General features: G+C 72.6%; 24 protein-coding genes and 1 other RNA gene. 16 read left to right on the forward strand and 9 right to left on the reverse strand.

Features of this window, described 5'->3' with window-relative positions; genetic code table 11:
* Window positions 1-73 precede the first annotated feature (73 nt).
* From AC3CCI_RS14450 to AC3CCI_RS14465, 4 genes are read left to right on the forward strand one after another with little or no spacing between them, the layout of a single operon-like run.
* Complete coding sequence (locus AC3CCI_RS14450) at window positions 74-1,057, forward strand: phosphotransferase enzyme family protein (protein WP_488627601.1); 984 nt, start codon at window positions 74-76, stop codon at window positions 1,055-1,057.
* A gap of 31 nt (window positions 1,058-1,088) precedes the next feature.
* Window positions 1,089-2,366 carry an ABC transporter substrate-binding protein gene (locus AC3CCI_RS14455; protein WP_488627602.1) on the forward strand — a complete coding sequence of 426 codons (1,278 nt, stop codon included), beginning with the start codon at window positions 1,089-1,091 and terminating at the stop codon, window positions 2,364-2,366.
* On the forward strand, window positions 2,363-3,334 hold the full coding sequence (locus tag AC3CCI_RS14460) for a carbohydrate ABC transporter permease (RefSeq protein WP_488627603.1): 972 nt from the start codon (window positions 2,363-2,365) through the stop codon (window positions 3,332-3,334). Before AC3CCI_RS14455 ends, AC3CCI_RS14460 begins: the two co-directional genes overlap by 4 nt.
* A gap of 10 nt (window positions 3,335-3,344) precedes the next feature.
* Window positions 3,345-4,271, forward strand: coding sequence for a carbohydrate ABC transporter permease (locus tag AC3CCI_RS14465; protein ID WP_488627604.1), 927 nt, complete (start codon window positions 3,345-3,347; stop codon window positions 4,269-4,271).
* A gap of 67 nt (window positions 4,272-4,338) precedes the next feature.
* On the opposite strand, the gene AC3CCI_RS14470 is transcribed toward AC3CCI_RS14465, so the two are convergent.
* Window positions 4,339-4,620: a GlsB/YeaQ/YmgE family stress response membrane protein gene (locus AC3CCI_RS14470; protein ID WP_354595528.1), complete on the reverse strand. Its 282-nt coding sequence runs from the start codon at window positions 4,618-4,620 to the stop codon at window positions 4,339-4,341.
* 117 nt (window positions 4,621-4,737) lie between these two features.
* Between AC3CCI_RS14470 and AC3CCI_RS14475 the strand changes: the two genes are divergently transcribed.
* Window positions 4,738-5,406 (forward strand): response regulator transcription factor, encoded by a 669-nt coding sequence (locus AC3CCI_RS14475; RefSeq protein ID WP_056256592.1) that lies wholly within the window; start codon window positions 4,738-4,740, stop codon window positions 5,404-5,406.
* 17 nt (window positions 5,407-5,423) lie between these two features.
* On the opposite strand, the gene AC3CCI_RS14480 is transcribed toward AC3CCI_RS14475, so the two are convergent.
* Window positions 5,424-6,824, reverse strand: coding sequence for a dihydrolipoyl dehydrogenase family protein (locus AC3CCI_RS14480; RefSeq protein WP_354595527.1), 1,401 nt, complete (start codon window positions 6,822-6,824; stop codon window positions 5,424-5,426).
* An 82-nt stretch (window positions 6,825-6,906) separates the two neighbouring features.
* Window positions 6,907-7,176, reverse strand: coding sequence for a hypothetical protein (locus AC3CCI_RS14485; RefSeq protein WP_488627605.1), 270 nt, complete (start codon window positions 7,174-7,176; stop codon window positions 6,907-6,909).
* Between the two features lie 112 nt (window positions 7,177-7,288).
* Here AC3CCI_RS14485 and AC3CCI_RS14490 point away from each other — a divergent pair, with 112 nt between their 5' ends.
* The 5 genes from AC3CCI_RS14490 to AC3CCI_RS14510 all read left to right on the forward strand — a co-directional run bounded on the left by AC3CCI_RS14490 (window position 7,289) and on the right by AC3CCI_RS14510 (window position 11,426).
* Window positions 7,289-8,245 carry an alpha/beta hydrolase fold domain-containing protein gene (locus AC3CCI_RS14490; protein ID WP_488627606.1) on the forward strand — a complete coding sequence of 319 codons (957 nt, stop codon included), beginning with the start codon at window positions 7,289-7,291 and terminating at the stop codon, window positions 8,243-8,245.
* A 76-nt stretch (window positions 8,246-8,321) separates the two neighbouring features.
* A complete protein-coding gene (locus AC3CCI_RS14495; protein ID WP_488627607.1) occupies window positions 8,322-9,179 on the forward strand; it encodes an NAD(P)H-binding protein in 858 nt (285 codons plus the stop codon).
* Between the two features lie 115 nt (window positions 9,180-9,294).
* Complete coding sequence (locus tag AC3CCI_RS14500; RefSeq protein ID WP_488627608.1) at window positions 9,295-10,017, forward strand: histidine phosphatase family protein; 723 nt, start codon at window positions 9,295-9,297, stop codon at window positions 10,015-10,017.
* Window positions 10,018-10,050: 33 nt separating this feature from the next.
* Window positions 10,051-10,605, forward strand: coding sequence for a DUF3090 domain-containing protein (locus tag AC3CCI_RS14505; protein ID WP_354594324.1), 555 nt, complete (start codon window positions 10,051-10,053; stop codon window positions 10,603-10,605).
* Window positions 10,605-11,426 (forward strand): SCO1664 family protein, encoded by an 822-nt coding sequence (locus AC3CCI_RS14510; protein WP_354594323.1) that lies wholly within the window; start codon window positions 10,605-10,607, stop codon window positions 11,424-11,426. The genes AC3CCI_RS14505 and AC3CCI_RS14510 overlap by 1 nt, the downstream gene beginning before the upstream one ends.
* Here the strand turns inward: AC3CCI_RS14510 and AC3CCI_RS14515 are convergent.
* From AC3CCI_RS14515 to cls, 4 genes are all read right to left on the reverse strand, one after another.
* On the reverse strand, window positions 11,395-13,392 hold the full coding sequence (locus tag AC3CCI_RS14515) for a hypothetical protein (protein ID WP_488627609.1): 1,998 nt from the start codon (window positions 13,390-13,392) through the stop codon (window positions 11,395-11,397). The two genes, AC3CCI_RS14510 and AC3CCI_RS14515, sit on opposite strands and share 32 nt — an antisense overlap.
* An 8-nt stretch (window positions 13,393-13,400) precedes the next feature.
* On the reverse strand, window positions 13,401-14,786 hold the full coding sequence (locus AC3CCI_RS14520; RefSeq protein ID WP_488628698.1) for a magnesium chelatase ATPase subunit I: 1,386 nt from the start codon (window positions 14,784-14,786) through the stop codon (window positions 13,401-13,403).
* A gap of 119 nt (window positions 14,787-14,905) precedes the next feature.
* On the reverse strand, window positions 14,906-15,487 hold the full coding sequence (locus tag AC3CCI_RS14525) for a DinB family protein (protein WP_354594320.1): 582 nt from the start codon (window positions 15,485-15,487) through the stop codon (window positions 14,906-14,908).
* A 56-nt stretch (window positions 15,488-15,543) separates the two neighbouring features.
* Window positions 15,544-17,013 carry a cardiolipin synthase gene (gene cls, locus AC3CCI_RS14530; RefSeq protein ID WP_488627610.1) on the reverse strand — a complete coding sequence of 490 codons (1,470 nt, stop codon included), beginning with the start codon at window positions 17,011-17,013 and terminating at the stop codon, window positions 15,544-15,546.
* A 74-nt stretch (window positions 17,014-17,087) separates the two neighbouring features.
* On the opposite strand from cls, the gene AC3CCI_RS14535 reads away from it, so the two are divergent.
* The 6 genes from AC3CCI_RS14535 to rnpB all read left to right on the forward strand — a co-directional run bounded on the left by AC3CCI_RS14535 (window position 17,088) and on the right by rnpB (window position 22,655).
* Window positions 17,088-18,227 (forward strand): FAD-dependent oxidoreductase, encoded by a 1,140-nt coding sequence (locus AC3CCI_RS14535; RefSeq protein WP_488627611.1) that lies wholly within the window; start codon window positions 17,088-17,090, stop codon window positions 18,225-18,227.
* Window positions 18,224-19,030 carry an alpha/beta fold hydrolase gene (locus tag AC3CCI_RS14540; RefSeq protein ID WP_488627612.1) on the forward strand — a complete coding sequence of 269 codons (807 nt, stop codon included), beginning with the start codon at window positions 18,224-18,226 and terminating at the stop codon, window positions 19,028-19,030. Before AC3CCI_RS14535 ends, AC3CCI_RS14540 begins: the two co-directional genes overlap by 4 nt.
* A gap of 116 nt (window positions 19,031-19,146) precedes the next feature.
* Window positions 19,147-20,520 carry a hypothetical protein gene (locus tag AC3CCI_RS14545; RefSeq protein ID WP_488627613.1) on the forward strand — a complete coding sequence of 458 codons (1,374 nt, stop codon included), beginning with the start codon at window positions 19,147-19,149 and terminating at the stop codon, window positions 20,518-20,520.
* Between the two features lie 9 nt (window positions 20,521-20,529).
* Window positions 20,530-21,345: a Nif3-like dinuclear metal center hexameric protein gene (locus AC3CCI_RS14550; protein WP_488627614.1), complete on the forward strand. Its 816-nt coding sequence runs from the start codon at window positions 20,530-20,532 to the stop codon at window positions 21,343-21,345.
* Between the two features lie 115 nt (window positions 21,346-21,460).
* The gene (locus tag AC3CCI_RS14555) at window positions 21,461-22,204 is read left to right on the forward strand and encodes a zinc ribbon domain-containing protein (protein ID WP_488627615.1); all 744 of its coding nucleotides are present in this window, start codon (window positions 21,461-21,463) and stop codon (window positions 22,202-22,204) included.
* A 70-nt stretch (window positions 22,205-22,274) separates the two neighbouring features.
* An RNA gene (gene rnpB, locus AC3CCI_RS14560) (RNase P RNA component class A) lies at window positions 22,275-22,655 on the forward strand.
* A gap of 75 nt (window positions 22,656-22,730) precedes the next feature.
* Here the strand turns inward: rnpB and ppgK are convergent.
* Together ppgK and map are read right to left on the reverse strand one after the other, a co-directional pair.
* Window positions 22,731-23,492, reverse strand: a complete 762-nt coding sequence (ppgK, locus tag AC3CCI_RS14565) for a polyphosphate--glucose phosphotransferase (protein ID WP_354594313.1) — start codon at window positions 23,490-23,492, stop codon at window positions 22,731-22,733.
* Between the two features lie 13 nt (window positions 23,493-23,505).
* On the reverse strand, window positions 23,506-24,369 hold the full coding sequence (gene map / locus AC3CCI_RS14570; RefSeq protein WP_488627616.1) for a type I methionyl aminopeptidase: 864 nt from the start codon (window positions 24,367-24,369) through the stop codon (window positions 23,506-23,508).
* Window positions 24,370-24,386: the final 17 nt, after the last annotated feature.

The following is a 24,386-nucleotide window of genomic DNA, read 5'->3' on the forward strand; positions in this document are numbered from 1 at the left end:
GGCGTCACGCCACTCCCGCCGACATCCGGCCCCGGGGCGGTGACGGGTGGCCTGGAGGTGCCATGGTCGTAGGGTGTCCGTTCCCGTGTCCGCCTCGCCTCCGCCGCTCGACGCCTGGGGGCTCACCCAGGTGGAGCACCTGCTCGTCGACGGTGGCCTCGATCCCGACGCCGCCGTCTGGCAGGTGCGGGACCGCCCCGGTGACCTCTGGGCGGTCAAGGCGACCCGACGCGACTGCCGTTTCGGTCTCGCGCTGGCCGCCTCCCTCGGCCTCGACGTCGGCGTCGTGGCGCCCCTGCCGACGACGTCCGGTGGGCTCTGGGTCGAGCACCAGGGCTCCATCGTGTCCGTGTCGCCGTGGATCTTCGGCGACGACGCCGCCGAAGACGGGCGGGGTCTCGACGACGCCCAGTGGACCGAGCTGGGAGCCGTCGTGCGCCGGGTCCACGACCAGGCGCCTCCCTCGGACGTGGCACCGCTGCGCCGGGGAGTCAAGCGCACCGGTCGGCGGGCTCGGGTGCTCTTGCGGGACCTCGACCACCGGTTCGTCGGTCGGCCCGACGATCCGCTCGCGGAACTCTGGCGCCGGCACCGTGGTCGCCTGGACCGGCTCGAGCGGGTGGCCCTCGAGCTCAAGGGCTCCAGGACGGACGCGAGTCGCGTCTCGTGTCACGGCGATCCCCACCTCGGCAACGTCGTGGTCGACACCGCGGGTCGTCCGTGGCTCATCGACCTCGACGAGGCCACCGTGGCTCCTCGGGAGGTCGACCTGGTGCTGGTCGAACTCGGAGTCCTGCCCGGCCTGCCCGTGACGGAGGCGGATCGCACGGCGTTCCGCCTGGGGTACGGCGACGACGTGCGACTCGACGAGGACCGTCTCGTCCGATTCGGGTGCGTCCGCGCCCTGGAAGACGTCACGGCGACCTTTTCGGCGCTCGAAGGAGCACACTCTCCGCAGCACGGTAGCGATGCGGGTGGGGTACAAGCGGGTCTCGAAGCACTGCTCGGACCCTCGGGCCTGATGTCCCTGGTCGAAGAACGACTGACCCGCGCATAGCTCACCTCCGTCCCGACGCCAGGAGAACCCCATGACCACACGACGCACCACCGCAGCCGCCACGGCCCTCGTCCTGACCGTGGGCCTCACCGGGTGCAGCGGCTTCACCGGCGGTGGGGACGACAGCGCGGCCGACACGATCACGTTCACCACCTGGGCGAGCGAGTCCGAGCAGGACTCGTTCGAGAGACTGGTGAAGCAGTTCGAGTCGGAACACGACGGCGCGACCGTCGACCTGAAGGTCGTCCCCTACGACCAGATGTTCTCGAACATCGACGCGCAGTTGTCCACGGGCGACGCCCCCGACGTGTTCCGAGTCGATTACGGCAACCTCGGCGTGTACTCCAGCCAGGGCCAACTGCTCGACCTCACCGGCAAGCTCGACGACGAGGACTCCTTCCAGCCGGCCATGCTCGAAGCCGTCTCGTACGAGGGCAAGCCCTACGGCGTGCCACACCAGACCGACGTCTCGGCGTTGCTGGTCAACACGGAGCTCGCCGCGGCAGCCGGCGTCACCGACCTGCCCACCTCCCAGGACGACGCCTGGACCTGGGACGAGTTCGCCGACGTCTCCGCCAAGCTCCGGGCCAGCCTCCCGGCGGAGCAGTACCCGTTCGTCGTCAACTGGCAACAGGGCGGCACGCCCCGGTGGTTGAGCTGGCTGTTCCAGGCGGGGGGTGACGTGCTCGAGGAGGACGGCACGACGCCCGCGGTCGACTCGCCCGCGGGCGAGAAGGCACTGTCGTTCACGCAGTCGTTCTTCACCCAGGACTGGGTGCCGCCGACGAGCAGCGTGAAGTCGACGAGCTACGCCGACACGCTCTTCGGCGAGCAGACCACGGCCATGGCCTTCGTCGGATCGTTCCTGGTGCCCGAGCTCGCGGACACCGACTTCGACTGGACGGCCGTGCCCATGCCCGTCGACGAGCGGGGGGCGACCGACCTCGGCGGCAACGCCCTCGTCGCCACGGCCGACACCGACCAGCCCGAACTCGCCACCGAGTTCGTGAACTTCATGGCGTCCGCCGACGCGATGACCGAGTTCTGTGCCGCCACGAACGAGCTGCCGACGCGCACCGACATCGACGCGTCGTCGATCGACTTCGCCGTGCGGCCCGACGTCATGCCGGTCTTCGTCGACCAGGCCACGACCATCGAGCCGAGCGACGTGAAGCAGCTGACCTCGCCGTACCTCGCCGAGATCAGCGTCGGCCTGCAGGACCAGCTCGAGGCGGCGTTCACGCAGGGCCAGTCCGTGGACGACACCCTCTCCGCGCTCGACGGGTCGATCGCGCAGGCGACCAGGTGACGACGGCCGCAGCCACCCGGGCGAACCCCTCGACCTCCGGGGCCCCGGCCCACGCCGGCGGGGGTGCCGCGGGTCGAGGTCGGCCGGGTCGGCGCAGGGCACGCATCCGCGAGAGCCTCGTGGGGTACGCCTTCATCGGTCCCAACCTGCTGCTCCTCGCCGTGTTCCTGCTCGTCCCGATCCTCTGGGCCGTGCAGCTGTCGTTCCAGGCGACCCGTGGCTTCGGCGATCCGGACTGGGTCGGCGGTGCCAACTACGCCCGCATGGTCGCTGACCCCGTGTTCTGGCAGACCCTCGCCAACACGGTCCTGTTCACCGTCGTCACCGTCCCGGTCGAGATGGCGCTCGGGCTCGGGCTCGCCGTGCTCCTGGACGGGGTGCTGCCCGGCAGGAAGGCCTGGCGGACGATGCTCGTCCTGCCCATGGTGATCTCCGGCGTGGCCAGCGCGATGATCGCCGTCATCCTCTTCACCGAGGCGAACGGACTCTTCAACCAGATCCTCCGCGCCGTCGGTCTCGGCACGGTGCCGTGGCAGTCCGACGGGGCCCTCGCGATGGTGTCGGTCATCGTGACGATGATCTGGTTGCGCGTCGGCCTGAACATGATCATCTACCTCGCCGGCCTGCAATCGGTCTCCCCGGAGCTCTACGAGGCCGCCGAACTGGACGGTGCCGGCGCGTGGCAGCGGTTCCGGGCGATCACAGTGCCCATGGTCGGCCCGTCGACGTTCTTCCTGCTCGTGCTCAACGTCATCGCGTCCTTCCAGGTGTTCGACCTCGTCTTCGTGCTCACCGGGGGCGGGCCCGGCTACTCGACGTCCGTGCTCGGCACCTACGCCTACCGGAACGGCTTCCAGGTCCGCGAACAGGGCTACGGTGCCGCCCTCGGCGTCGTGATCCTCGTCGTGACGTTGATCTTCACCGTCGTCCAGTGGCGCACCAACCGCACCCGCGACCTCACCGAATGACGGAGCACCCGTGACCACGCCCAGCAGCCTCGCCGACAGCCCCGTGACCGGCGCTCCCCGCAGCACCGTCGTGGGGGCCTCCCGAGCGGCCGGTGCCGCACCCCGACGCCGCGGCCGACGCCGGGGCGGTCGATTCGTCGCCCTCCGGACCGTCGTCGCCGTCGTGGCTGCGGTGGTGGTGGCGTTCCCGCTGTTCTGGATGCTCGTCGTGGCGTTCTCCCCCCGGGGCGAGGTCTTCGGACGGGGCCTGCGCCTCCTGCCCAGCACGGTGACGCTCGAGAACTTCACGCGCGTCCTCGAGCGGTACCCGGTCGTCGAGTGGTTCGGCAACTCGGTCGTCATCGGTCTCTTCGTCACCGTCTTGACGGTGGTCATCAACCTGATGGCCGGGTACGCCTTCGCTCACATCGACTTCGTCGGTCGCACGACGGTGTTCCTGCTCTTCCTGGCGACCCTCATGATCCCCGTCCAGGCGATCATGGTCGCGCAGTTCCGGCTCGTGAACGGGTTGGAGATCTACGGAACCTACTGGTCCGTCATCCTGCCCTCGGCGGCGACGGCCTTCGGGGTGTTCCTCTCACGACAGTTCATGCTCGGCATCCCCGGAGAACTGATCGAGGCCGCTCGTCTCGACGGCGCGGGCCCCTTCCGGGTCTTCACCAGCATCGTGCTGCCCCTCAGCGGCCCCCTCGTCGCCGTCCTCGTGCTGCTGACGCTGCTGGGCAGCTGGAACGACTTCGCCTGGCCCCTCATCGCCCTGAAGGACCCCGACCTGTACACGCTGCCGGTGGGACTGCTGTACCTCAAGGGCCAGACCACCCCCGACTACAACGGCATCATGGCGCTGGCCGTGATCTCGGTCGTGCCCATGGTCGTCCTGTTCCTGGCGTTCCAGAGGTTCTTCGTCCAGGGCTTCGTCCGCAGCGGCGTCCGCTGATCGACCGGTCCTCGGCCGCCGGGGCGGTCCGGGGTGGCTGCGCGCAGCCACCCCGGCGTCGCCGGACTCAGCGGCGGGCGGTGCTGCGGCGACCCGAGACGGCGACCCAGATCGCGAGGACGACGATCGCGCCGATGATGGACCCGATGATGCCGGCGGGCTGGAAGAACCCGTCCGTCGGGTCGTGCTGGAACAGCAGGAACCCGAGGAACCCGCCGACGAACGAGCCGATGACGCCGAGCACGATCGTCATGACGATCGAGAGGCTCTGACGGCCGGGGACGACCGCCCGGGCGACGAACCCGGCGATGAGGCCGACGACGAGCAGGCTGATGATGAGACCGATCATGGTCTTCTCCTTCCAGGAGGGGAGCGACGGGCACCGGCGGTGCCCTGGCGTCGCATGACACAGCAGACCACCCCTGGGGAGGTGGCGGCACACCCCTCGGGGTGGGATGGTGTCGTCATGCCCCTCGCACCGACCCGATCGATCACCGTCGCGCTCGTCGACGACTACGACGTCGTGCTCGCCGGCCTCGCGCACCTCTTCGACCGGTACCGCGACCGGGTGGTCGTGGCCGAGATCGACGCGACGACGGCGCTGTCCGACCGGGTCGACGTCGTGCTCTACGACTCCTTCGCCCAGCCCGAGTCCGACCACCACGAACTCGCCGAACTCGTCGCCAACCCCGCGGCCGGCAAGGTCGTCGTCTACACCTGGAACTTCCACCCCGAACTCGTCGAGGCGGCCCTGGCGCAGGGCGTGCACGGGTACCTGTCGAAGACCCTCACCGCGCGCGAGCTCGTCGAGGCGCTCGAGGCGGTGCACCGCGGCGAGCAGGTCGTCAGCGACGTACGGGGGCGCGCGCCGAGCGCGCCGGGCCTCGACTGGCCCGGTCGCGGCGAGGGCATCACCGACCGCGAGTCCGAGATCCTGGCCCTCATCACCCAGGGCAAGAGCAACGCCGAGGTCGCGGCCCTGACCTACCTGAGCCCGAACACGGTCAAGTCGTACATCCGGTCGGTCTACCGACGCATCGGCGCCACGAGTCGCACCCAGGCCGTGCTGTGGGGCGTCGAGAACGGCTTCCGCCCCGACCACCACCGCATCGACCACTGGCTGGGCGGTCCCTGAGGCGCGACCCGCGCCTCCTACCGGTCGGTGCGGGTGGCGAGCACGGCCCGGGCGGCCATGCCGATCACGGCGCTGTAGGTCGGGTAGGCGAACCGGACGTCGGCCAGGGTCGCGACGTCGACGCCACCCGCCATGGCGGTGGTGACCGCCTGGACGACTTCGACGGCGCTCTCGCCGACGGCGTGGGCGCCGAGGACGAGTTCGCGCCGCCGGTCGGCGATCAGCTTGAGGAACCCGGTCTCACGGTCGTCGATGACGGCCCGGTCGACGTCCGAGTACGGGATCGTGACGACCACGCAGCCCTCGTCGGCCTCGCGGGCCTGCTCCTCGGTGAGGCCGACGCCGGCGTAGTCGGGGTCGGTGAACCCACCGGCCGGCAGCAGGTGGTGCGGCGTCCGACGGTTGGCCCCCAGGACGGCGTTCTCGGCCGCCGCCTCACCCTCGAACCGAGCCGCCTGCACGAGCATGTCGCGGCCGTTGGCGTCGCCGACCGCGAAGACGTGCGGCACGACGGTCCGGAAGTACCGGTCGGCCGGGATCGACGACCGGACCACCTCGATGCCGGCGTTCTCGAGTCCGAGGTCGTCCACGTCGGCCGGCCAGCCGGTGGCCATGACGACGACGTCGACGTCGGCCGAGAGCGTGCCGTCGTCCTGCCGCCAGGTCAGCGTGATCGACCCGTCCTCGGCGCGGGCGAGGCTCTCGACGCCGTCGATGCCGGTCCGCACGTCGATGCCCTGCTCGGCGAACGCCCCGGCGACGACCTCCGAGATCGAGGCGTCCGACGCCATCAGCACCCGGGGGGCGACATCGAGCAGGGTCACCTCGCTGCCGAAGGCGTCGAAGACGGTCACCAGTTGGGCGCCCGTGTTGCCCGCACCGATCACGGCCACGCGACGCGGCAGGGACGGCAGGTCGAGGACGTCCTCGGGCACCGTCGCGAGTTCGGCACCCGGGATCGGCAGCCGTCGCGAGTGCCCGCCGACGCAGATCAGGATCGACTCCGCCGAGATCGTCCGCCCGCTGTCGAGGACGAGGGTGCCGTCGTCGACGAACCGGGCGCGGCCCTCGTGGACCAGTTCGACGCCGGCGGCCTCGAAGCGTTCGGCCTCGCGCTTGATCGAGCGCACCCTGTCGACGCGCTCCCGGACGCGGGCGACGGTCGCCGCCCAGTCGATGGTCGGGGGAGCGACGTCGACGCCGTGGACGTCGGCGTGCCTGGTCTCGCGGATCAGCCGGGCCGTCTTCGCCAGCACCCGGGTGGGCACGCACCCGGTGTTGACGCAGGTGCCGCCGACGCGACCCGCCTCGAGGACGACGACGCGCGCACCCAGCTCGGCCGCCCTCAGGGCCGCGGCGGTACCCGCCGGTCCGGCACCGATGACGGCGACGTCGTAGTCCTTCTCCGAGATGCCCATGTGCTGTCTGCCCTTTCGTCGGTCGAACGCTTTGACGAACTCAACCAGGCGCGCATGGGGACGGCCTCCGACGCCGTCGGGACTACCGGGCGTCCTCCGCCGGAGGTGCCGCCCGGGGGTGCCGGACGGTCGACACGGTGCCCGCCACGCACACCGCCGACGCCACGACCAGGGCGACGACCAGGAGGACCGGCCCGACGGAAACGTCGCCGTCACCTCGCACGAGGCCCACGACCGCCCAGGCCAGGCACGACGACCAGACCACGGCCGAGATGCCCCAGCCGACGGCCGATCCGCGGAAGGTCGGCTTCTGCAGCCGCCAGCGGCCTCGATCGCGATCGTCGTCGTCCATGGGGTCCCCCGTCCTCGTCGACCCGTCCACCGTACGTCCGACCTGCGGGTCGTTCAAGGGGCCCGAGGTCGCCGCAGGACTCGCCACGACGGGCGCGAGTAGCGTCGCGGCCGTGAAGCCGAGCCCGTCCCGAGCAACCGCCCGCGCCTCCTCGGGGGTCCGCGTGCCCCTGGCCGCGAGGCTCGTCCTGCCGCGCGCCCTCGCGCCCGCCTTCCTGCGGGTGATCCGCGCGAACCGGACCTTCGTCACCGCGGCAGGCGCCCGACGGCGCATCAGACAGCGGTCGTTGCGCCCGGCCCCGTACGGCCCACCGCCGACCCTTCGCGACGACGTCCGGGTCGACGTCGCCCAGCGCGGCGGCTGGCCGGTCTACTCGGTCACCCGGCGGGACGGCGCCTCGCACGGCACCGTCGTCTACGTGCACGGCGGCGGCTGGGTCGGCGAGATCGTCTCGCAGCACTGGCATCTCGCCGCGCAGCTCGCCGCCGAGGTGGGCGCGACCGTCGTCCTGCCGATCTACCCGCTGGTGCCCTTCGGCACCGCCGAGGAGGCGCGGGTCGGCGTCGTCGACCTGGTCACGTCCGCAGAAGGGCCGGTGGCCCTCGCGGGGGACTCGGCCGGTGGTCAGATCGTGCTCTCGGCGGCCCTGTCGTTGCGGGATGCGGGCGTCGTCGTGGCGAACGCCGTGCTGATCGCCCCGGCGCTCGACCTCACCTGGAGCAACCCGCGCATCCCCGAGGTGCAGCCGACCGATCCGTGGCTCGGGACGCCCGGCGGTCGCGTGCTGGCCGAGCACTGGCGGGGCTCGCTCGACCTCCGCCACCCCACGGTCAGCCCCCTCTTCGGCGACCTCGCCGGACTGGGGCCGGTGACGGTGTTCACGGGGACCCGGGATGTCCTCAACCCCGACGCGCACCTCCTCCGAGACCGGGCCGAGCGGGCCGGGGTCGACCTCGAGTGGCACGAGGGCGAGGGCGACGTGCACGCGTACCCCCTGCTGCCGACGCGCTCGGGCCGGGAGGCGCGGGCCGCGATCATTCGGACCCTCCGGCGGTCGTTCGGTCGCTGAGGCGGGAGGGCCGCCGAGCCGGGAAGACGGGAGTCGTCCCCGTCGTTGTCCCCGGCACGCAACCGAAAGGAACACCATGTCCACGATCGTCACCGCCGCCTCCGGTCAGCTCGGCCGCCTCGTCGTCGAGGCCCTCCTCGCCCGCGGCGCCGCCCCCGACAGCGTCGTCGCCACGTCCCGCGACGTCTCGAAGCTGACCGACCTCGTCGAGCGCGGCGTCCGCACCGCCGAACTCGACTACGCGCGACCCGACACGATCGCGGCCGTCGTCGGTGCCGGTGACGTCGTCGTCCTCATCTCGAGCGACGCCGTGGGGCAGCGCCTGGCGCAGCACGCCGCCGTCATCGACGCGGCCGAGGCCGCCGGCGCCGCCCGAGTCGTCTACACGAGCGCTCCGAAGGCCACGACCTCGGCCCTGGTGCTGGCGCCGGAGCACAAGGCGACCGAAGAGCACCTGGCCGCGTCGGGCGTGCCCGCGACCGTCCTGCGCAACGGGTGGTACACCGAGAACTACGCCGGCGAGGTCGCCTCGGCCCGCGAGTCCGGCGTCGTCTCCGCGAGCGTGGGCGACGGCCGCGTCGCGAGCGCCAGCCGCCGCGACTACGCCGAGGCCGCGGCGGTGGCCGCCCTCGACGACTCGACCGCCGGGCGCACCTTCGAACTGTCGGGCGACCACGCCTGGAACTGGGACGAGCTGGCCGAGGCCGTCGCGGGCATCACCGGCACCCCCGTCCGCTACGAGTCGCTGACGCCAGAAGAGCACGCCGAGCGCCTGCGGGGCGCCGGCCTCGACGAGGGGACCGTCGGGTTCGTCGTCGCCCTCGACGGCAACATCCGCGACGGACTGCTCGCCGAGACGAGCGGTGACCTCCGTTCGTTGATCGGCCGCCCGACCACGCCGCTGGCCGAGGGTCTCCGGGCCGCGGCCGCCTAGCCGCCGGGGGAGCCGAGGAGGCGCGGTGCCGGTGGTCCCGGCACCGCGCCTCCTCGTCGTCCCCGGTCCAGGCCCGCCCGCCCCCGCGGCGTGCGAGGGTGTCTAGGCTCGGGGCATGGCCACCCTCGTCCTCGTCCGGCACGGACGCACCACCGCCAACGCGAGCGGCGTGCTCGCCGGACGGACGGCCGGCGTCCGACTCGACGACGTCGGGCGCGACCAGGCGCGACGAACGGCCGAGCGGCTCGCCGTCGTGCCGTTGGTGGGCGTCGTGTCGAGCCCCCTCGAACGCTGCCGTCAGACGGCGCGGGCGATCCTCGACCGTCAGGCCGGCACGCCGGCGACTCCGATCGACCGTGGCATCACCGAGTGCGACTACGGCGACTGGCAGGGCAGGCCCCTGAAGGACTTGGCCGGCGAGGCCCTCTGGTCGGTCGTGCAGAACCAGCCGTCGGCCGCGGTGTTCCCCGGCGGCGAGTCGCTGCAGACCATGCAGTCGAGGGCGGTCGCGGCGGTCCGTCGACACGACGCGGCGTTCGAGGCCGAGCACGGTCCGGGCGCCGTCTGGGTGGCGGTCAGCCACGGCGACATCATCAAGTCCGTCCTCGCCGACGCCTACGGCATGCACCTCGACCTCTTCCAGCGCATCAACGTCGGACCCGCCTCGGTGTCGATCGTGCGGTACGGGCCGAACCGCCCCGACGTCGTGGCGACCAACACCGACTCGGGCGACCTCTCGTGGCTGCGGCAGGCGGCCCCGGCAGGCGACGCGGCCGTCGGAGGAGGCGCGGGCCGGTCCGGTGCCGACGGTGACTCGGGGCGGTCCGCCGCGACCTGAGCGCCCGGGGCGGGCCGCTCGTAGACTCGTCGCATGCCCTCCATCGTCCACGCCTTCGACTGGCCCGACCGCGTCGTGGTCGGCACCGTCGGCCGCCCCGGCGCCCGTGCGTTCTACCTCCAGGCCCGTGACGGTGCCCGCGTCACCAGCGTCGGCCTCGAGAAGATGCAGTCCGCCGCCCTCGCCGAGAAGATCGACGAGATCCTCGACCAGGTGATGGCCGCCGAGGGCAACCCGGTCAGCGTGCCCACCGGCATCCCGGTCGAGCTCGTCGACAACGAGCCCCTCGACCAGCCCGTCGAACCGGAGTTCCGTGCCGGTGCCCTGAGCCTCGGCTGGGACCCGTCGACCGCCCAGGTGGTCATCGAGGCGTTCCCGCTCGTCGAGGTCGACGACGACGACGAGCCGGACGACGCGACCGAGGTCGAGCCCGACGAGGTCATGGTCGTCCGCATCCCCGTCGGCACGGCACGAGCCTTCGCGGCGCGCACCCTCGAGATCGTTGGCGCGGGGCGTCCGCTGTGCCCGTTCTGCGGTCAGCCGATGGACCCCGAGGGGCACGTCTGCGTCCTGCCCGGCGACCTCTGATGTCGTCGGCGCCGGCGGCCGACGATGCGGACGACCCGGCCGGTGCCGGCTCGGACCCGGTCCCCGTCCCGTCGGACGACGTCGAGCTCGAGCTCACCGGTCGCATCCGCACCGCGTCCAACGCCTCGTTCCTCGCGCGCCTCGGCGACGTGTCCGTCATCTACAAGCCGGTGGCCGGCGAGCGACCGCTCTGGGACTTCCCCGACGGTCGGCTCGCCGATCGCGAGGTGGCGGCCTACCTCGTGTCCGAGGCCCTGGGCTGGGACGTCGTGCCCCGCACCTGGCTGCGCGACGGTCCGCTCGGTGAGGGCATGGTGCAGCTCTGGCAGGACGTCGACCCCGAGCAGGACGCCGTCGACCTCGTCCCCGTCGACGACCTGCCCGACGACGGGTGGCGCCTCGTCCTCGAAGGCGACGGCGACGACGGGCCCGTGGCCCTGATCCACGAGGACACCGAGGCGCTCCGGCGCATGGCCGTCTTCGACGTCGTGGTCAACAACGCCGACCGCAAGGGAGCGCACGTGCTCGCGTTGCCGGACGGCCGGCGCCACGGGGTCGACCACGGCCTCACCTTCCACGCCGAGCACAAGCTGCGCACGGTGCTGTGGGGCTGGGTCGGCGACCCCTTGACGGCGTCCGAGGCCGAGGGCGTCGCCCGCGTCCGGTCGGGCCTCTCGGGTGCCCTGGGCGCCGCACTGACCGCACTCGTCACGGCCGACGAGCTCGAGGCCCTCGGCGACCGGTGCGACGGACTGCTCGAAGCCGGGGTCTTCCCCGAACCCCACGGCCCTATGCCGGCGGTTCCGTGGCCCTTGTTCTGACGTACGACCCCACGACCGCGGCACCGAGGTCGTCGACGTCCGGGGCCACCACCGTGCCGTCCACCCGTCGGGCCATGCCCTCGACGAACCGTGCGAGGCCGGGGTCGTCGCCCAGGCGGAAGAAGCTCGTGTGCGCGCCGAGTCGACGGGCGACGTCGAGCTGTTCGACCGCCCGCAGGATCGTCACGGGGTGCGGCGGGTAGTCGAAGAACACCTCGCCGCCCGGTTCGAGGTGCGAGGTCGGCTCGCCGTCGGTGACGATCAAGAGCACGGGCTGCGCCGTCGGGTGCTTGCGGAAGTGCCGGTTCGCGAGCAGCAGTGCGTGGTGCAGGTTCGTCCCCTTGTCCCACTTCGCGTCGAGGGCGACGAGCTGCTCGATCGGCATGACCTCGGCGTGCCGGCCGAAGCCGATCAGCTGCAGGTCGTCCCCCCGGAAGCGCGACGTGATCAGGGTGTGCAAGGCCAGCGCGGTGCGCTTCATCGGCACCCAGCGGTCCTCCATCGCCATCGAGAACGAGGTGTCGACGAGCAGGGCGACGCAGGCCTGGGTCCGGGCGTCGGTCTCGAGCACCTCGACGTCGCCGATCTCGATGCGCACCCCGGCGTCCGTCCGGGCACCCTCGGCCGCGGTCCGGGTGACGGCGTTGGTGATCGTCCGCGTCACGTCCCACGGCTCGGTGTCGCCGAACGCCCACTCGCGACTCGCGCCCGAACGGTCGCCGAGCGCTCCTGCGGACCGCAGCTCGCGCCTCCCGGTCCGTCCGGACAGCTTGGTGGCGACGTCGCGCAGGAGGTCCTTGCCGAGCTGACGCATGGCCCGCGGCGTGAGCGCCAGCGTGCCGTCGGCCCGACGCCGGAGGGCGCCGGAATCGCGCAGAGCCTTCTCGAGGCGTCGGAGCGCGGCCGCGTCGACGGCGGCCTGCTCGCCCAGCTGGCGCCGGAGGGCGTCGACGTCCACGTCGTCGAGCGTCGATCCGCGTGACTGCTGGGCCAGTTGTTCGGCGAGCGCGTCGAGGTCGGCGAGGTCCTGGAAGACCCCGGTGCCGTCACCGAGCCCGAGGCCCTGGTCGCCGTCCAGGCCCTCGGAGCCACCCCAGTCCTGCCCGGGCCGCAGCGCGCGCAGGGTGCCGTCGAGCCGTTCGAGCGACTGCACGAGGTCGGGGGAGCCGAAGGCCTGCTGGGCCAACGAATCGAGCTCGGCGCGTTGCTCGGCCGTCATCGAGTTGCGGAGGCGCTGGGCGGCGGCCGCCCGGGCGGCGAGCGCGTCGATCAGCTCGTCGACGTCGCCCGGCTGCTCGGGGAAGGACGCCCCGTGCCTCGCCATGAAGTCGTCGAACTGCTCGGGGGTGTCGTCGCCGCGGGCGTGGGCGTCGAGCAGGTCGTTCAGGTCGCGCAGCATCTCGGCGACGGCCTCGCGGTCGGCGTCGGTCGCGTTCTCGAGGGCACCCTTCATGCCGGCGAAGCGCTGGTCGAGCATCTCGCGCCCGAGGAGGTCCTTGATCTGCTCGTAGGCCTGCCGGGCCTCGCCGCTCTGCCACCGGTAGTCGGACAGCTCGGCGACGGCACCGGCCGGGGACGGCGGCAGGCTCTCGAGCTGCAGCTGCGACAACGCCCGGTCGCCGTCGTCGAGGTCGACGTCCCGGGCGAGCTGTGCCCGTTCGGCACGGAGCGCCCGGTCGAGCAGTTCGCGGACCTCCTGGAGCGTCCCGTCGAGGTGGTGGTCGCGGGTCAAGGCCCTCCGGCGTTCGGCCACCTGGCGCGCGAGGTCGTCGAGTCCGGTCTGGTCCCGTCCTCCGCGACGCAGGAACTCGCGCAGCGCGGCCTCGGCGCTCGTGCCCGCCATGACGTCGCGTCCGACGGCGTCGAGCGCCTCGGACAGGTCGGCAGGAGGCGCGAGCGGGTCGGGGCCGTCGGCGTACGCCTGGTAGCGCGCGGCCCGGTGCAGGCGACGGTTACTCCTGGCCACGTCGTCCCTCAGAACCCGTAGGCCGCTTCACCGTCACCGCTCTCCTTGCTGACCCGACGGGCCAGGAAGAGGCCCTCGAGCGCGAGCTCGACGGCGCCCGCCCGGGCGCCGTCGGTGATCGCGCCGAGGCGTTCGGCCACCCGGTCGTACAGGTCGTCCTCGTCGAGCGAGGGCAGCCCGGCCAGGAAGTCCCGGGCGGTCACCTGCTCACCGGTGGTCACCATGACGCCCGACTCGAGGGCGTCGACGAGGGCGTCGAAGTCGAGGCCGCGGAAGTGCGCCCGCACGGTCTCGGCCGTGGCCGTCCTCAACAGGTGCTCGAGCACCTCCTCGGCGCGGTCCTCCTCACCCGACTCGAACTCGATCTTGCCGCCGAGCACGTCGACCGCGGTCTCGAGGTCGATCGGCCGTGCCACCGCGACGTCCTCGCCCTGACGGGTCGCGCGGTGCAGTGCGGCGGCGGCGATGGTCTCGGCCCCTGCGATGGCGAACCGGGCGCTGACGCCGCTGCGCTGGTCGACCGACGGGGACTCGCGGAGGGCCCGCGTGAACCGGGCCAGGATCTCGACGAGGTGGTCGGGCACCTCGGCCACGAGGTCGGCCTCCTGCCGGACGACCGCGACCTCGTCGGCCAGCTCGGTCGGGTAGTGCGTCCGGATCTCGGCCCCGAAGCGGTCCTTCAGCGGCGTGATGATGCGTCCGCGGTTCGTGTAGTCCTCGGGGTTGGCGCTGGCGACGACGAGCACGTCGAGCGGCAGCCGCAGCACGTACCCACGGATCTGGATGTCGCGCTCCTCCATGACGTTGAGCATCGCCACCTGGATGCGCTCGGCGAGGTCCGGCAGTTCGTTGACCGCCACGATGCCGCGGTGCCCTCGCGGGATGAGCCCGAAGTGGATCGTCTCGGGGTCGCCCAGGCTGCGGCCCTCGGCCACGCGCATCGGGTCGACGTCGCCGATGAGGTCGGCGACGCTCGTGTCGGGCGTCGCGAGCTTCTCGACGTACCGCTCGTCGCGGCCGCGCCAGGCGACCGGCAGGTCGTCGCCGAGTTCGGCCGCCCGGCGGCGGCTCTCGGTCGTGATCGGCTCGAACGGGTGCTCCCCGAGCTCGGATCCCTCGATGACGGGCGACCACTCGTCGAGCAGCCCGGCGAGGGTGCGCAGCAGCCGGGTCTTGCCCTGGCCTCGTTCGCCCAGCAGGACGACGTCGTGGCCGGCGATCAGGGCCCGTTCGAGCTGGGGGATGACCGTCGACTCGAAGCCGTGCAGTCCGGGCCAGGGGTCGCGGCCCTCCCGGAGGGCGTCCAGCAGGTTGTCTCGGATCTCGGCGCGGAGGGGCTTCGGGACGTGGCCCGAGCGCCTGAGCTCGCCGACGGTTCTCACGGAGGGAGGCATCACCCCGGCGACGCTACGCTTCCGACCCCGACCTGGCGAGGGGCGCCTCCTGCGAGCTTGCCGTGACCCCCCGACCGGACGACCGCGGCCGCTCGCGGTCAGCGGTCAGCGGTCAGCGGTCAGCGGCCGGCGGCGGCGCGGGCGGCGGCCTCGACGCGGTCGTGGTGCCGACGCCATCCGTCGGCGTCCCGGTCGGGCACGTTCGGGTCGGCGGGACCGTTGCCGAGGCCACCGTCGATCAGCTCGCGGACCAGGTCGGCATGGCCGGCGTGCCGGGCCGTCTCGACGGTCAGGTGCACCAGGATCTGGTGCAGGGTGACCTCACGCCGGTCAGGTCCCCACCAGGGAACGTCACCGCGGGCGTCCAGGGGCAGCACCCGGACGGTCTCGTCGGCGTGGGCGTTCGAGCGTCGGGCGAGGTCGACGACGAAGGCGCGGCTCTCGTCGGGCGTTGCCCACAGGTCGGCCTCGGGTTCGCTCTCGTCGGTGAGCCACGGCGTCTCGATGCCGCTCGGACGCCCGAAGACGTCGCCCAGGTATCCCAGCTGCACGGTCGCGACGTGCTTGACCAACCCCAGCAGATTCGTCCCGCTGGGGACGAGCGGACGGCGGACGTCGTACTCGGTCAACCCGTCGAGCTTCCGCACCAGGTCGTCGCGCGAGCGGGTCAGGTAGCGGCTCAGGTGTTCCTTCTCGTCCATGCCGACACTCTGCCGGTCTCCCGACGGGCCGTCCAGCACGGAGGGCCGGAGGCGCCCTACTGGACCGCCGCGGTCAGGCGCGCGACGTTGTCGAGCACCTGCAAGGGGGCGGGCCGCGTCAGCCAGCCGGCGAGGGTGATCTCGTGCGACTTCGAGCGGTAGTCCTCTTCGATCTCGCGCACCTGGTCGACGAAGCCGGCGCCCCGCACCATCAGCGACACCTCGAAGTTCAGGCTGAACGATCGCATGTCCATGTTGCTCGACCCGATCACCGCCACGTCGTCGTCGACCGTGAAGTGCTTCGAGTGCAGCACGATCGGCTTCTCGTACAGGAAGATGCGCACCCCGGCGCGCAGCAGGGTCTCGTAGTACGAGCGCTGGGCGTGGTAGACGAGGAACTGGTCGGCGACCTCGCAGGCGAAGAGCTGGACGTCGACGCCGCGCTCGGCGGCCGTCGTGATGGCGTAGAGCATGGAGTCGTCGGGCACGAAGTACGGGCTGGCGATGATGAGGCGCTCCTGAGCGCCGTAGACGAGGGCGTTGAACAGCCGCAGGTTGTTCTCGCCGTCGAACCCCGGTCCGCTGGGGACGACCTGGCACTCGAAGGCGTCGTCACCCGTGCGCGGTTCGACTCGGGGCCCGGTCCGCGCGTCGGTGGGCAGCTCGTCGGTCTCGCTGTACCAGTCGGTGATGAACAGGGCGTTGAGGCCGATCGCGGCAGGACCGTCCACGCGCACCATGAGGTCCTTCCACTGCAGACCGCGCCGCATGTTGCCCCGCTTGTTGTAGCTCGGGTCGGTCATGTTCTGCGAGCCGGTGAAGGCCACGTCGCCGTCCACGACCACGATCTTGCGGTGGTTGCGGAGGTCGGGCCGCCGCCACATGCCCTTGGTGGGGTGGAACGGCAGCATCTCCTCGAAGCGGATGCCGGCGTCGCGCAGCCACGTGCGCGTCACGCGTCCTTGCGGGTTGCGGATGGTCGCCCAGTGGTCGTAGAGCACCCGCACCTTGACGCCGCGGTCGTGGGCCCGCTTCAAGGCGTCGAAGAACAGATAGGTCGACTCGTCGCGGGTCAGGATGTAGAACTCGACGTGCACGTACCGCTCGGCCGCGTCGACGGCCTCGGTCATCGCCGCGATCGACCCCGCGTAGTCCGGCAGCAGCCGCGCCGTGTTGCCGGGGATCAGCGGCATCGCGCCGAGCGTGCGGTTCAGCTGCACCACCGTGCCGAACCAGGGCGGCTGGGTGTCGGTCGGCACCCGGTTGTCGAGGCCCTGGGTGTTCTCGAGGATCAACGAGTTGATCTCGCGCTGCTTGTCACGCCGGTCCTTCGGCAGCTTCGAACTGCCGAGCAGCGCGTAGAGCACGCTGCCGGGGATGGGTGCGACGAAGATCGCCATCAGCCACGCCATCGCCGAGCTCGGCCGACGGTTGCGCGGGACGACCGCCACCGAGACGATCCGGATGAGGACGTCGACCACCAGGACCACGGTGGGGAAGGCCTTGAGGAGCTTGCGCCAGGTCATCCGCCGATCATCGCAGGTCGGCGGACGACGCGGCCGACGGAACGACGCCGCACCGCGCCTCCTATGCTCGGGGCATGCCCGCCGGTGACCCGCGCCCGTCCCGTCCCGACGTCGACCTGGTCGTCGTCGGGGGCGGTGCCATGGGGCTCGCGACGGCCTGGCAGGCCGCGTCACGGGGGCACGAGGTCGTCCTCGTCGAGCGTTTCGAGCAGGGCCACCACCGGGGTGCCTCCCACGGGGCGACCCGCAACCTGAACCTCGCCTACGACGACGCCGACTACGTCGCCCTCGCGAAGGAGGCTCGGGTGCGGTGGGACGCGCTGGCCGACGAGACCGGCACCCCGCTGCTCGACCTCGTGGGGGTCGTGAACCACGGTCGCCCGTCGATGCTCCGCCGCATGCGGGCGCTGCACGTCGAGGCGGGCGTCCCGAGCGAGCTGGTCGACCCCGTCGAGGCGGGGGAGCGGTGGCGGGGCGTCCGTTTCGAGACCGAGGTGCTGCACGTGCCCGGCAGCGGACGGATCCGGGCGGCCGACGCCCTCCGCGCCCTCGCCCGTGCCGCCGAAGACCACGGCGCGCGGCTGCTCTGGTCGACGCCCGTGACGGGCCTGCACGTCGAGGGGCCCGAGCGCGTGCGCGTCGTCACGGCCGACGCCGAGATCGTCGCCCGTCGCGTCGTCGTCACGGCCGGTGCGTGGACCGACGACGTCGTCGGCGGTCTCGTGCCCCTGCCCCGCCTCACCGTGACGCAGGAGCAGCCCGCCCACTTCGCCGTCCGCGACGCCGACGCGGTGTGGCCGAGCTTCAACCACCGGCCCGACCCGGACGACTCCGCCGAGTCGTGGTGGCCCGGGGTGGTCTACGGCATGCTCACGCCCGGCGAGGGCGTCAAGGCCGGCTGGCACGGCGCCGGGCCGGTCGTCCACCCCGACCGTCGGTCGTACGCTGCCGTCCCCGAGCAGCTCGAGGCGCTGCGGCGGTACGCGAGGGAGTGGCTGCCGGGCGTCGACGCCGAGACGGCCGACCCGATCAGCTGCACCTACACGACGACCGACGACGAGGACTTCGTCCTCGACCGGGTGGGTCCCGTGGTGGTGGGTGCCGGGTTCTCGGGCCACGGGTTCAAGTTCACGCCGCTCGTGGGCTCGATCCTCGTCGACCTCGTCGAGGGCGGCGAGGCACCGGCGAGGTTCCGCCGGCTGGGCCGACCGTGACCGGGCGACCGGCCACGGCCCGGGGCAACGTCGCGGGCCTCCCGTTCGTCCGTCGCGGCACGGGCACTCCCACGATCCTGCTGCCCGGCATCGGCCCCGGACGACACCACCCCTCGGCCTGGGACCGCACCCTGCTGCGCCTCGAGACGGCGGCGCTCGCCCGCGAGGTCGAGCTGTGGACCCTCGGACGTCGGCGCGGCCTGCCGCCCGGCACCACGATGCGCGACCTCGGGGACGACGTCGCCCGAGCCGCCGCCGAGATCTCGGACGACCCGATCGACGTCGTCGGCACCTCGACGGGCGGCAGCATCGCGTTGCAGCTCGCGGTCGACCACCCGCGGACGGTGCGTCGCCTGGTCCTCGTCTCGGCGGCCCACCGCCTCGGCGACGACGGCCGCGAGGCCCAGCGCCGCGTCGCGGCCCACCTCCGAGACGGCGAGGCGGGACGGGCCGCGGCGACCATGCTCGGCCAGACCACGACCGGCGTCACCGCCTCGAACCTCCTGCGCCGCTTCGGCCGACTGGCACCCCACTTCGTCGTCGGCGAGCGTCACCACGACCTCGTGGCCACCCTCGAGGCCGAGGACTCCTTCGACGTGGGCGACCGGCTCGGCGCGGTCACGGCACCGACGCTCGTCGTGGCCGGGGGAGCGGACGGCTTCTACCCCCTCGACCTCGTCGCCCGGACCGTCGCGGGCCTGCCGGACGCGACGCTCGCCGTGCACCGGCGGTCCGGGCACCTCGGGCTGGGCTCGAGGGGAGTCTCGCGCGAGGTGCTCGCCCACCTGACCCGCGCCTCCTGACCTGCCGCCGCCGGCGTGGGCCGACGAGGGCGCCCGGTGGCTCGAGAACGACGAATGTGCCGGTCGGACCGGCGAGTCCGCCCGGCTGGGGACCGTTCGTCACCTACCATCCGAGCATGGCCGACAACGTGCAGACCGCGAGCGTCGGGGGCATCGCGCCCCCCGACGACGACGTCGCGTTCCACCGGCGCCGTGTGACCTTCGTCGCACCCCTCGACGACACCGCCCCCGAGCGACCCGCCCGGCCGGGCCGGCACGACCAGGAGCACCACCCCGTGAACCACACCCTCGCCCCCGAGGCCCCCGTCGACGACCTCGCCGGCCCCACCGAAGCGGACGACGCCGCCCCCGTGGCCGTCCTGCCCGTCAGCCCGCCGCACCGCGAGCCCCGTCCCGTCTCGACTCCGTCCCACCGGGCCGACGTCGACCTCGACGACGTCGTCCCCACCGACGCGTACGAGGCCCGCCCGGCGAGCGTCGCCCGGCACTCGGTCGACACGTCGGCGATCACGCTCCCGGTGCTCGCCGTCCCGGTGCCCGACGACCTGCCCCAGCCCCCCGAGCGACTGACGCTCGACGACGAGGTGCTCGCCCGACTCGTCGAGAAGCGCTTCGACGACACGGCGACGATCGACCTCATGGCCGTCGTGCAGGCGCAGCTCGACCTCCGCCGGGTCGAGGCGGCCCGCTTCGCCTCGTGGGAGGACGAGATCACCCGCGTCGGCACCGACGAGGCGGCTCGAGCCCTCGAGGCCACCCGCCTCCGCTTCACGGGCGTCGTCCCGGTGGTCGGCCCCGGCGCGTCGCGCGAGCCACGACCCGTCGTCGAGGCCGGCCACGCACCGGCCGCCCCCGCCGGCCCCGCCGCCGAGCCCGCCGAGCCCGCCGAGGTCGAGGCCCCCGCCGTCGTCGCGTCGACCGGCCCCCAGGGCGTCACCGCCGCGTCGGGCGACGAACCCGACGAGCGCGCGACCGCCGACCAGGAGGCGCTGGTCGCGCCGACCGCGCCGGCACCCGACGCGCGGGCGGTCGCCGCCGTGCCCGCCCCGACCCTGCTGCGTCGCCCGACGGCCCTCGTGGTCGCCGCGGCGGCCCTGCTGGTGGTCGTCGCGGCGCTCGTGCTGGCCTTCGTCCCCGGCCTCGTGCCGGCCTCGGCCGTCCTGGCGACGGTCGCCGTCCCCGTGGCGACCGGCCTCGTCGGCCTCGCCGCCCTGGCCTCGGTCTCGACGCGACCCGACGACGCCGCGCGCGTCGCCCGCCGCGGTCCGGTCGGCGTGGTCGCCGGTGTCGTGGTCGGCACCGTGGTCGGCTACGGCGTCCTCCTGAGCGACCTGGGCTCGCTCGCCTGGCAGGGCTACCTGGTCCGAGCCGTCGACCTGACCGGCCTCTCGACGCCGGTCTCGGTCGTCGCCGCCGTCGTCGGCGCCGGCGTCGTCGCCTTCATCGTCGCGGTCATGATCACGGGGTTCCGCTCGACGGCTCGCGACTAGGCTGTCGAGGTGTCCACCCTCGCCTCGGTCAACTCCGTCATCGAACGCCTCTGGCCTCTCGCGGGCGCCTCGTCGTGGGACTCACCCGGCCTCGTCGTCGGCGATCCCGACCAACCCGTGACCCACGTGCACCTCGCGGTCGACGCAGTGCTCGACACGGTCGACGAGGCCCTCGGCATGGCGGCCGACCTGCTGCTCGTGCACCACCCCCTGCTGTTCCACGGCGTCTCGACGGTGTCGGAGGACACGACGAAGGGCGCCGTCGTCGCCCGGCTCGTCCGGGCGGGGTGCGGCCTCGTCGCCGCCCACACGAACGCCGACGTCGTCGAGACCGGCACGTCCCGCGTCCTCGCGCACCAGCTCGGCCTCGTCGAGCAGCGTCCGATCGTCGAGGGGTCGGTCGACGGCACGGGCCTGGGCGTCGTCGGGCGCCTGCCGCACCCCATGACCCTGGTCGCCCTCGCCCGCCAGCTCGGCGACGTCCTGCCGCCGACGGCGTCCGGCGTGCGCGTCGCGGGCGAGGCCGACCGCGTGGTCGAGACGGTCGCGCTCTGCGCGGGCGCCGGCGACTCCCTGCTCGCCGACCCCGCCGTGCTCGACGCCGACGTCTACGTCACGAGCGACCTGCGACACCACCCCGCGTCCGACGCCCGCGACCTCATGCGACTCGGCCGCGGCCCGTCGCTCGTCGACGTCTCGCACTGGGCGAGCGAGTGGCTCTGGCTCGACACCGCGGCCGCGCAGCTCCGCCTCGAGCTGCACGACGTGGAGGTGACCCTCAGCGACCTGCGGACCGACCCGTGGGACTTCGCCGTCGTGCAGTGACCACCCCCGGGCCGTCCGTGGCGACGGCCCCGCGGCGTGACCTCCGAGACCCACGCGACCCGCGCCTCCCGGGTGCCCCGCCCCCCGCATCCCCCCGATCACGAGAAGAGCCCCCATGCCCCTTATGAAAGCCAGCTACGAACACCAGGCCCTGCTGCTCGACCTGCAGCAGCTCGACACCACGCTGCGCCAGATCGCCCACAAGGGCGCGAACCTGCCCGAGATCGCCGTGCTCGCGTCGCTCGAGGGCGACGGGTCGCGCCTGCGCAGCCGCCTCGCCACCGAACAGGGCGCGTGGGAGGACGCGCAGGCCGAGTTGCGGCGGATCGAGTCCGACGTGGCCGTGGTCGAGGCGCGAGTCGCCCGTGACGAGCAGCGGATCGCCGCGTCGTCGTCGACGAAGGACGTCGCGGCCCTCGAGGGCGAGCTGGCCGCCCTCACCAAGCGCCGTTCCGACCTCGAGGACGTCGAGCTCGAGGTCATGGAGCGCGTCGAGAGCCTCGGCGCCGTCGCCACCGTCACGCGCGGCGAGCTCGACCAGCTCGACACCCGCCGGGTCGACGCCGAGACGGGTCGCGACGCGAAGCTCGCCGAGCTCGAGGCCGAGCGGGCCGAGGTCGTCGCGAACCGCGAGACCATCGCGGCGACCGTGCCGCCCGAGCTGCTCGCCCTCTACGAACGCCAGCGCGACCGCTACGGCGTGGGCGCGTCGTTGTTGCGCGGCGGCGTCTCGAGCGCCAGCGGCGTCGCCCTGACCGGCAGCGACCTCGCCGCCGTGCGCGCCGCGGCCGAGGACGACGTCGTGCTCTGCCCCGACAGCAACGCGATCCTCGTGCGGACCTACGAGTCGGGCATCTGAGGCCCGTCGACGACGGGCCCGCCTCCCGGTGCCACAGGTGCCGTCGCACCGGTAGGCTCGGTCTCGCGGATGGGTCGACAAGACGGTCGCGTCGGCGGGTGCGAACCCGCCGCCGAGGAACGTCCGGGCTCCACAGAGCAGGGCGGTGGGTAACACCCACCCGGGGCAACCCGCGAGAAAGTGCAACAGAGAGCAGACCGCCACGGGTCGCACCTCCGGGTGCGACACGGGGTAAGGGTGAAACGGCGGTGTAAGAGACCACCAGCGGCTCGGGTGACCGGCCGGCTATGTAAACCTCGCCCGGAGCAAGGTCAAAGAGGGGACGTCGAGGCTGCTCGCCGAGTCCCCGGGTAGACCGCTAGAGGGCTGCGGCAACGTAGTCCCGAGAGAGATGGCCGTCCAGGGTGCTTCGGCACCGGGACAGAACCCGGCGTACCAGTCGGCCCATCCGTCTCACGCGAGAGGGCCCAGGGTCAGGAGGCGCGCCTCCTGACCCTGGGCCCTCTCGCGTCGGCCGCGACCCGCCTCAGAACGCCGGGTTCGAGTCGGCGGCCAGAGCGGCCGCACCCATGATGCCGGCGTTGTTGCGCAGCTTCGCGGGGACGATCTCGGCCCGCAGGTCGAGCAGCGGCAAGAATTCGTCGTGGTGCTTCGAGACGCCCCCGCCGACGATGATCAGGCGCGGGTAGAGCAGGGCCTCGAGGTGCGAGTAGTACTTCTGCAGACGCTTGGCCCAGTGCTTCCAGCTGAGGTCGTCGCGCTCCTTCGCGGCGAAGGAGGCCTTGGTCTCGTAGTCCTTGCCGCCGATCTCGAGGTGACCGAGCTCGGCGTTGACGATGAGCACGCCGTCGTTGATCAGCGCGGTGCCGATGCCCGTGCCCAGGGTCGTCATGACGACGAGGCCCTTGACGTCCTTGGCGGCGCCGAAGCGCGTCTCGGCGTAGCCGGCGGCGTCGGCGTCGTTGACGAAGTGGATGTTCCGGCCGAGGGTGGTCTCGAAGAGCTTCTCGGCCTCGAAGCCGATCCACTTCTTCGACACGTTGGCGGCCGACAGGGTCTTGCCGTCCATGATCGCCGCGGGGAAGCACACGCCGACCGGCAGCGAGGCGTCGTCGAGGCCGAGCTCGTCGACGATCTGCTTGACGACCGCGACGATGGCGTCGGGCTCGCCGCCCTCGGGCGTGCTCTTCTTGATGCGGTCCGAGAGGAGTTCGCCGCTCTCGAGGTCGACGATCGCCCCCTTGATGCCGGTGCCGCCGATGTCGATTCCCACTGCGGTGCGTGCCATGGGGGGTCCTTTCTCAGGAGAGCGTGAGGATGTCGGCACCGCGTTCGGTGACGACCAGGGTGTGTTCGAACTGGGCCGTGAGGCTCTTGTCGCGGGTGGTGACGGTCCAGTCGTCGTCCCAGACGTCGGCGTCGATGCCGCCGAGGGTGAGCATGGGCTCGATGGTGAACACCATGCCGACCTCGATGACGTCGTCGTACTGCGGGGCGTCGTAGTGGGGGATGATCAGACCGGAGTGGAACGCCCGGCCGACGCCGTGGCCGGTGTAGTCGCGCACGACGCCCAGGCCGAAGCGCTTGGCGTACGACTCGATCGCGCGACCGATCACGTTGACCTGGCGCCCCGGGGCGACGGCCTTGATGCCCCGCCGTAGGGCCTCGCGGGTGCGTTCGACCAGGTCGACGGTCTCGGGCGACCCCTCGCCGACGACGAAGGTGCGGTTGAGGTCGCCGTGCACGCCGTTCTTGAAGGCGGTGATGTCGACGTTGATCAGGTCGCCGTCGGCCAGGACGGTGTCGTCGGGGATGCCGTGGCAGATCACCTCGTTCAGCGACGTGCAGACCGACTTGGGGTACCCGCGGTAGCCCAGGGTCGACGGGTACGCGCCGTGGCCCACGACGAACTCGTGCGCGACGCGGTCGAGCTCGTCGGTGGTGACCCCGGGGCGGAGGGCCGCCTCGACGGCGTCGATCGCCTGCGACGCGATGCGGCCGCTCTCGCGGATCAGCTCGACGGTCTCGGCGTCGTAGACGTCGCCGCCGGTGTACTCGGCCGGTGCGGCCTTGCCGACGTACTCGGGTCGGGCGATCGACGGGGGGACCGGACGCTGCGCTGAGATCCGGCCCGGGGTCAAGAATCCGTGGGAGTCCCGGGGCATACGATCAAGCTTAGGGG

This window comes from Frigoribacterium sp. CF331, from assembly GCF_057787905.1.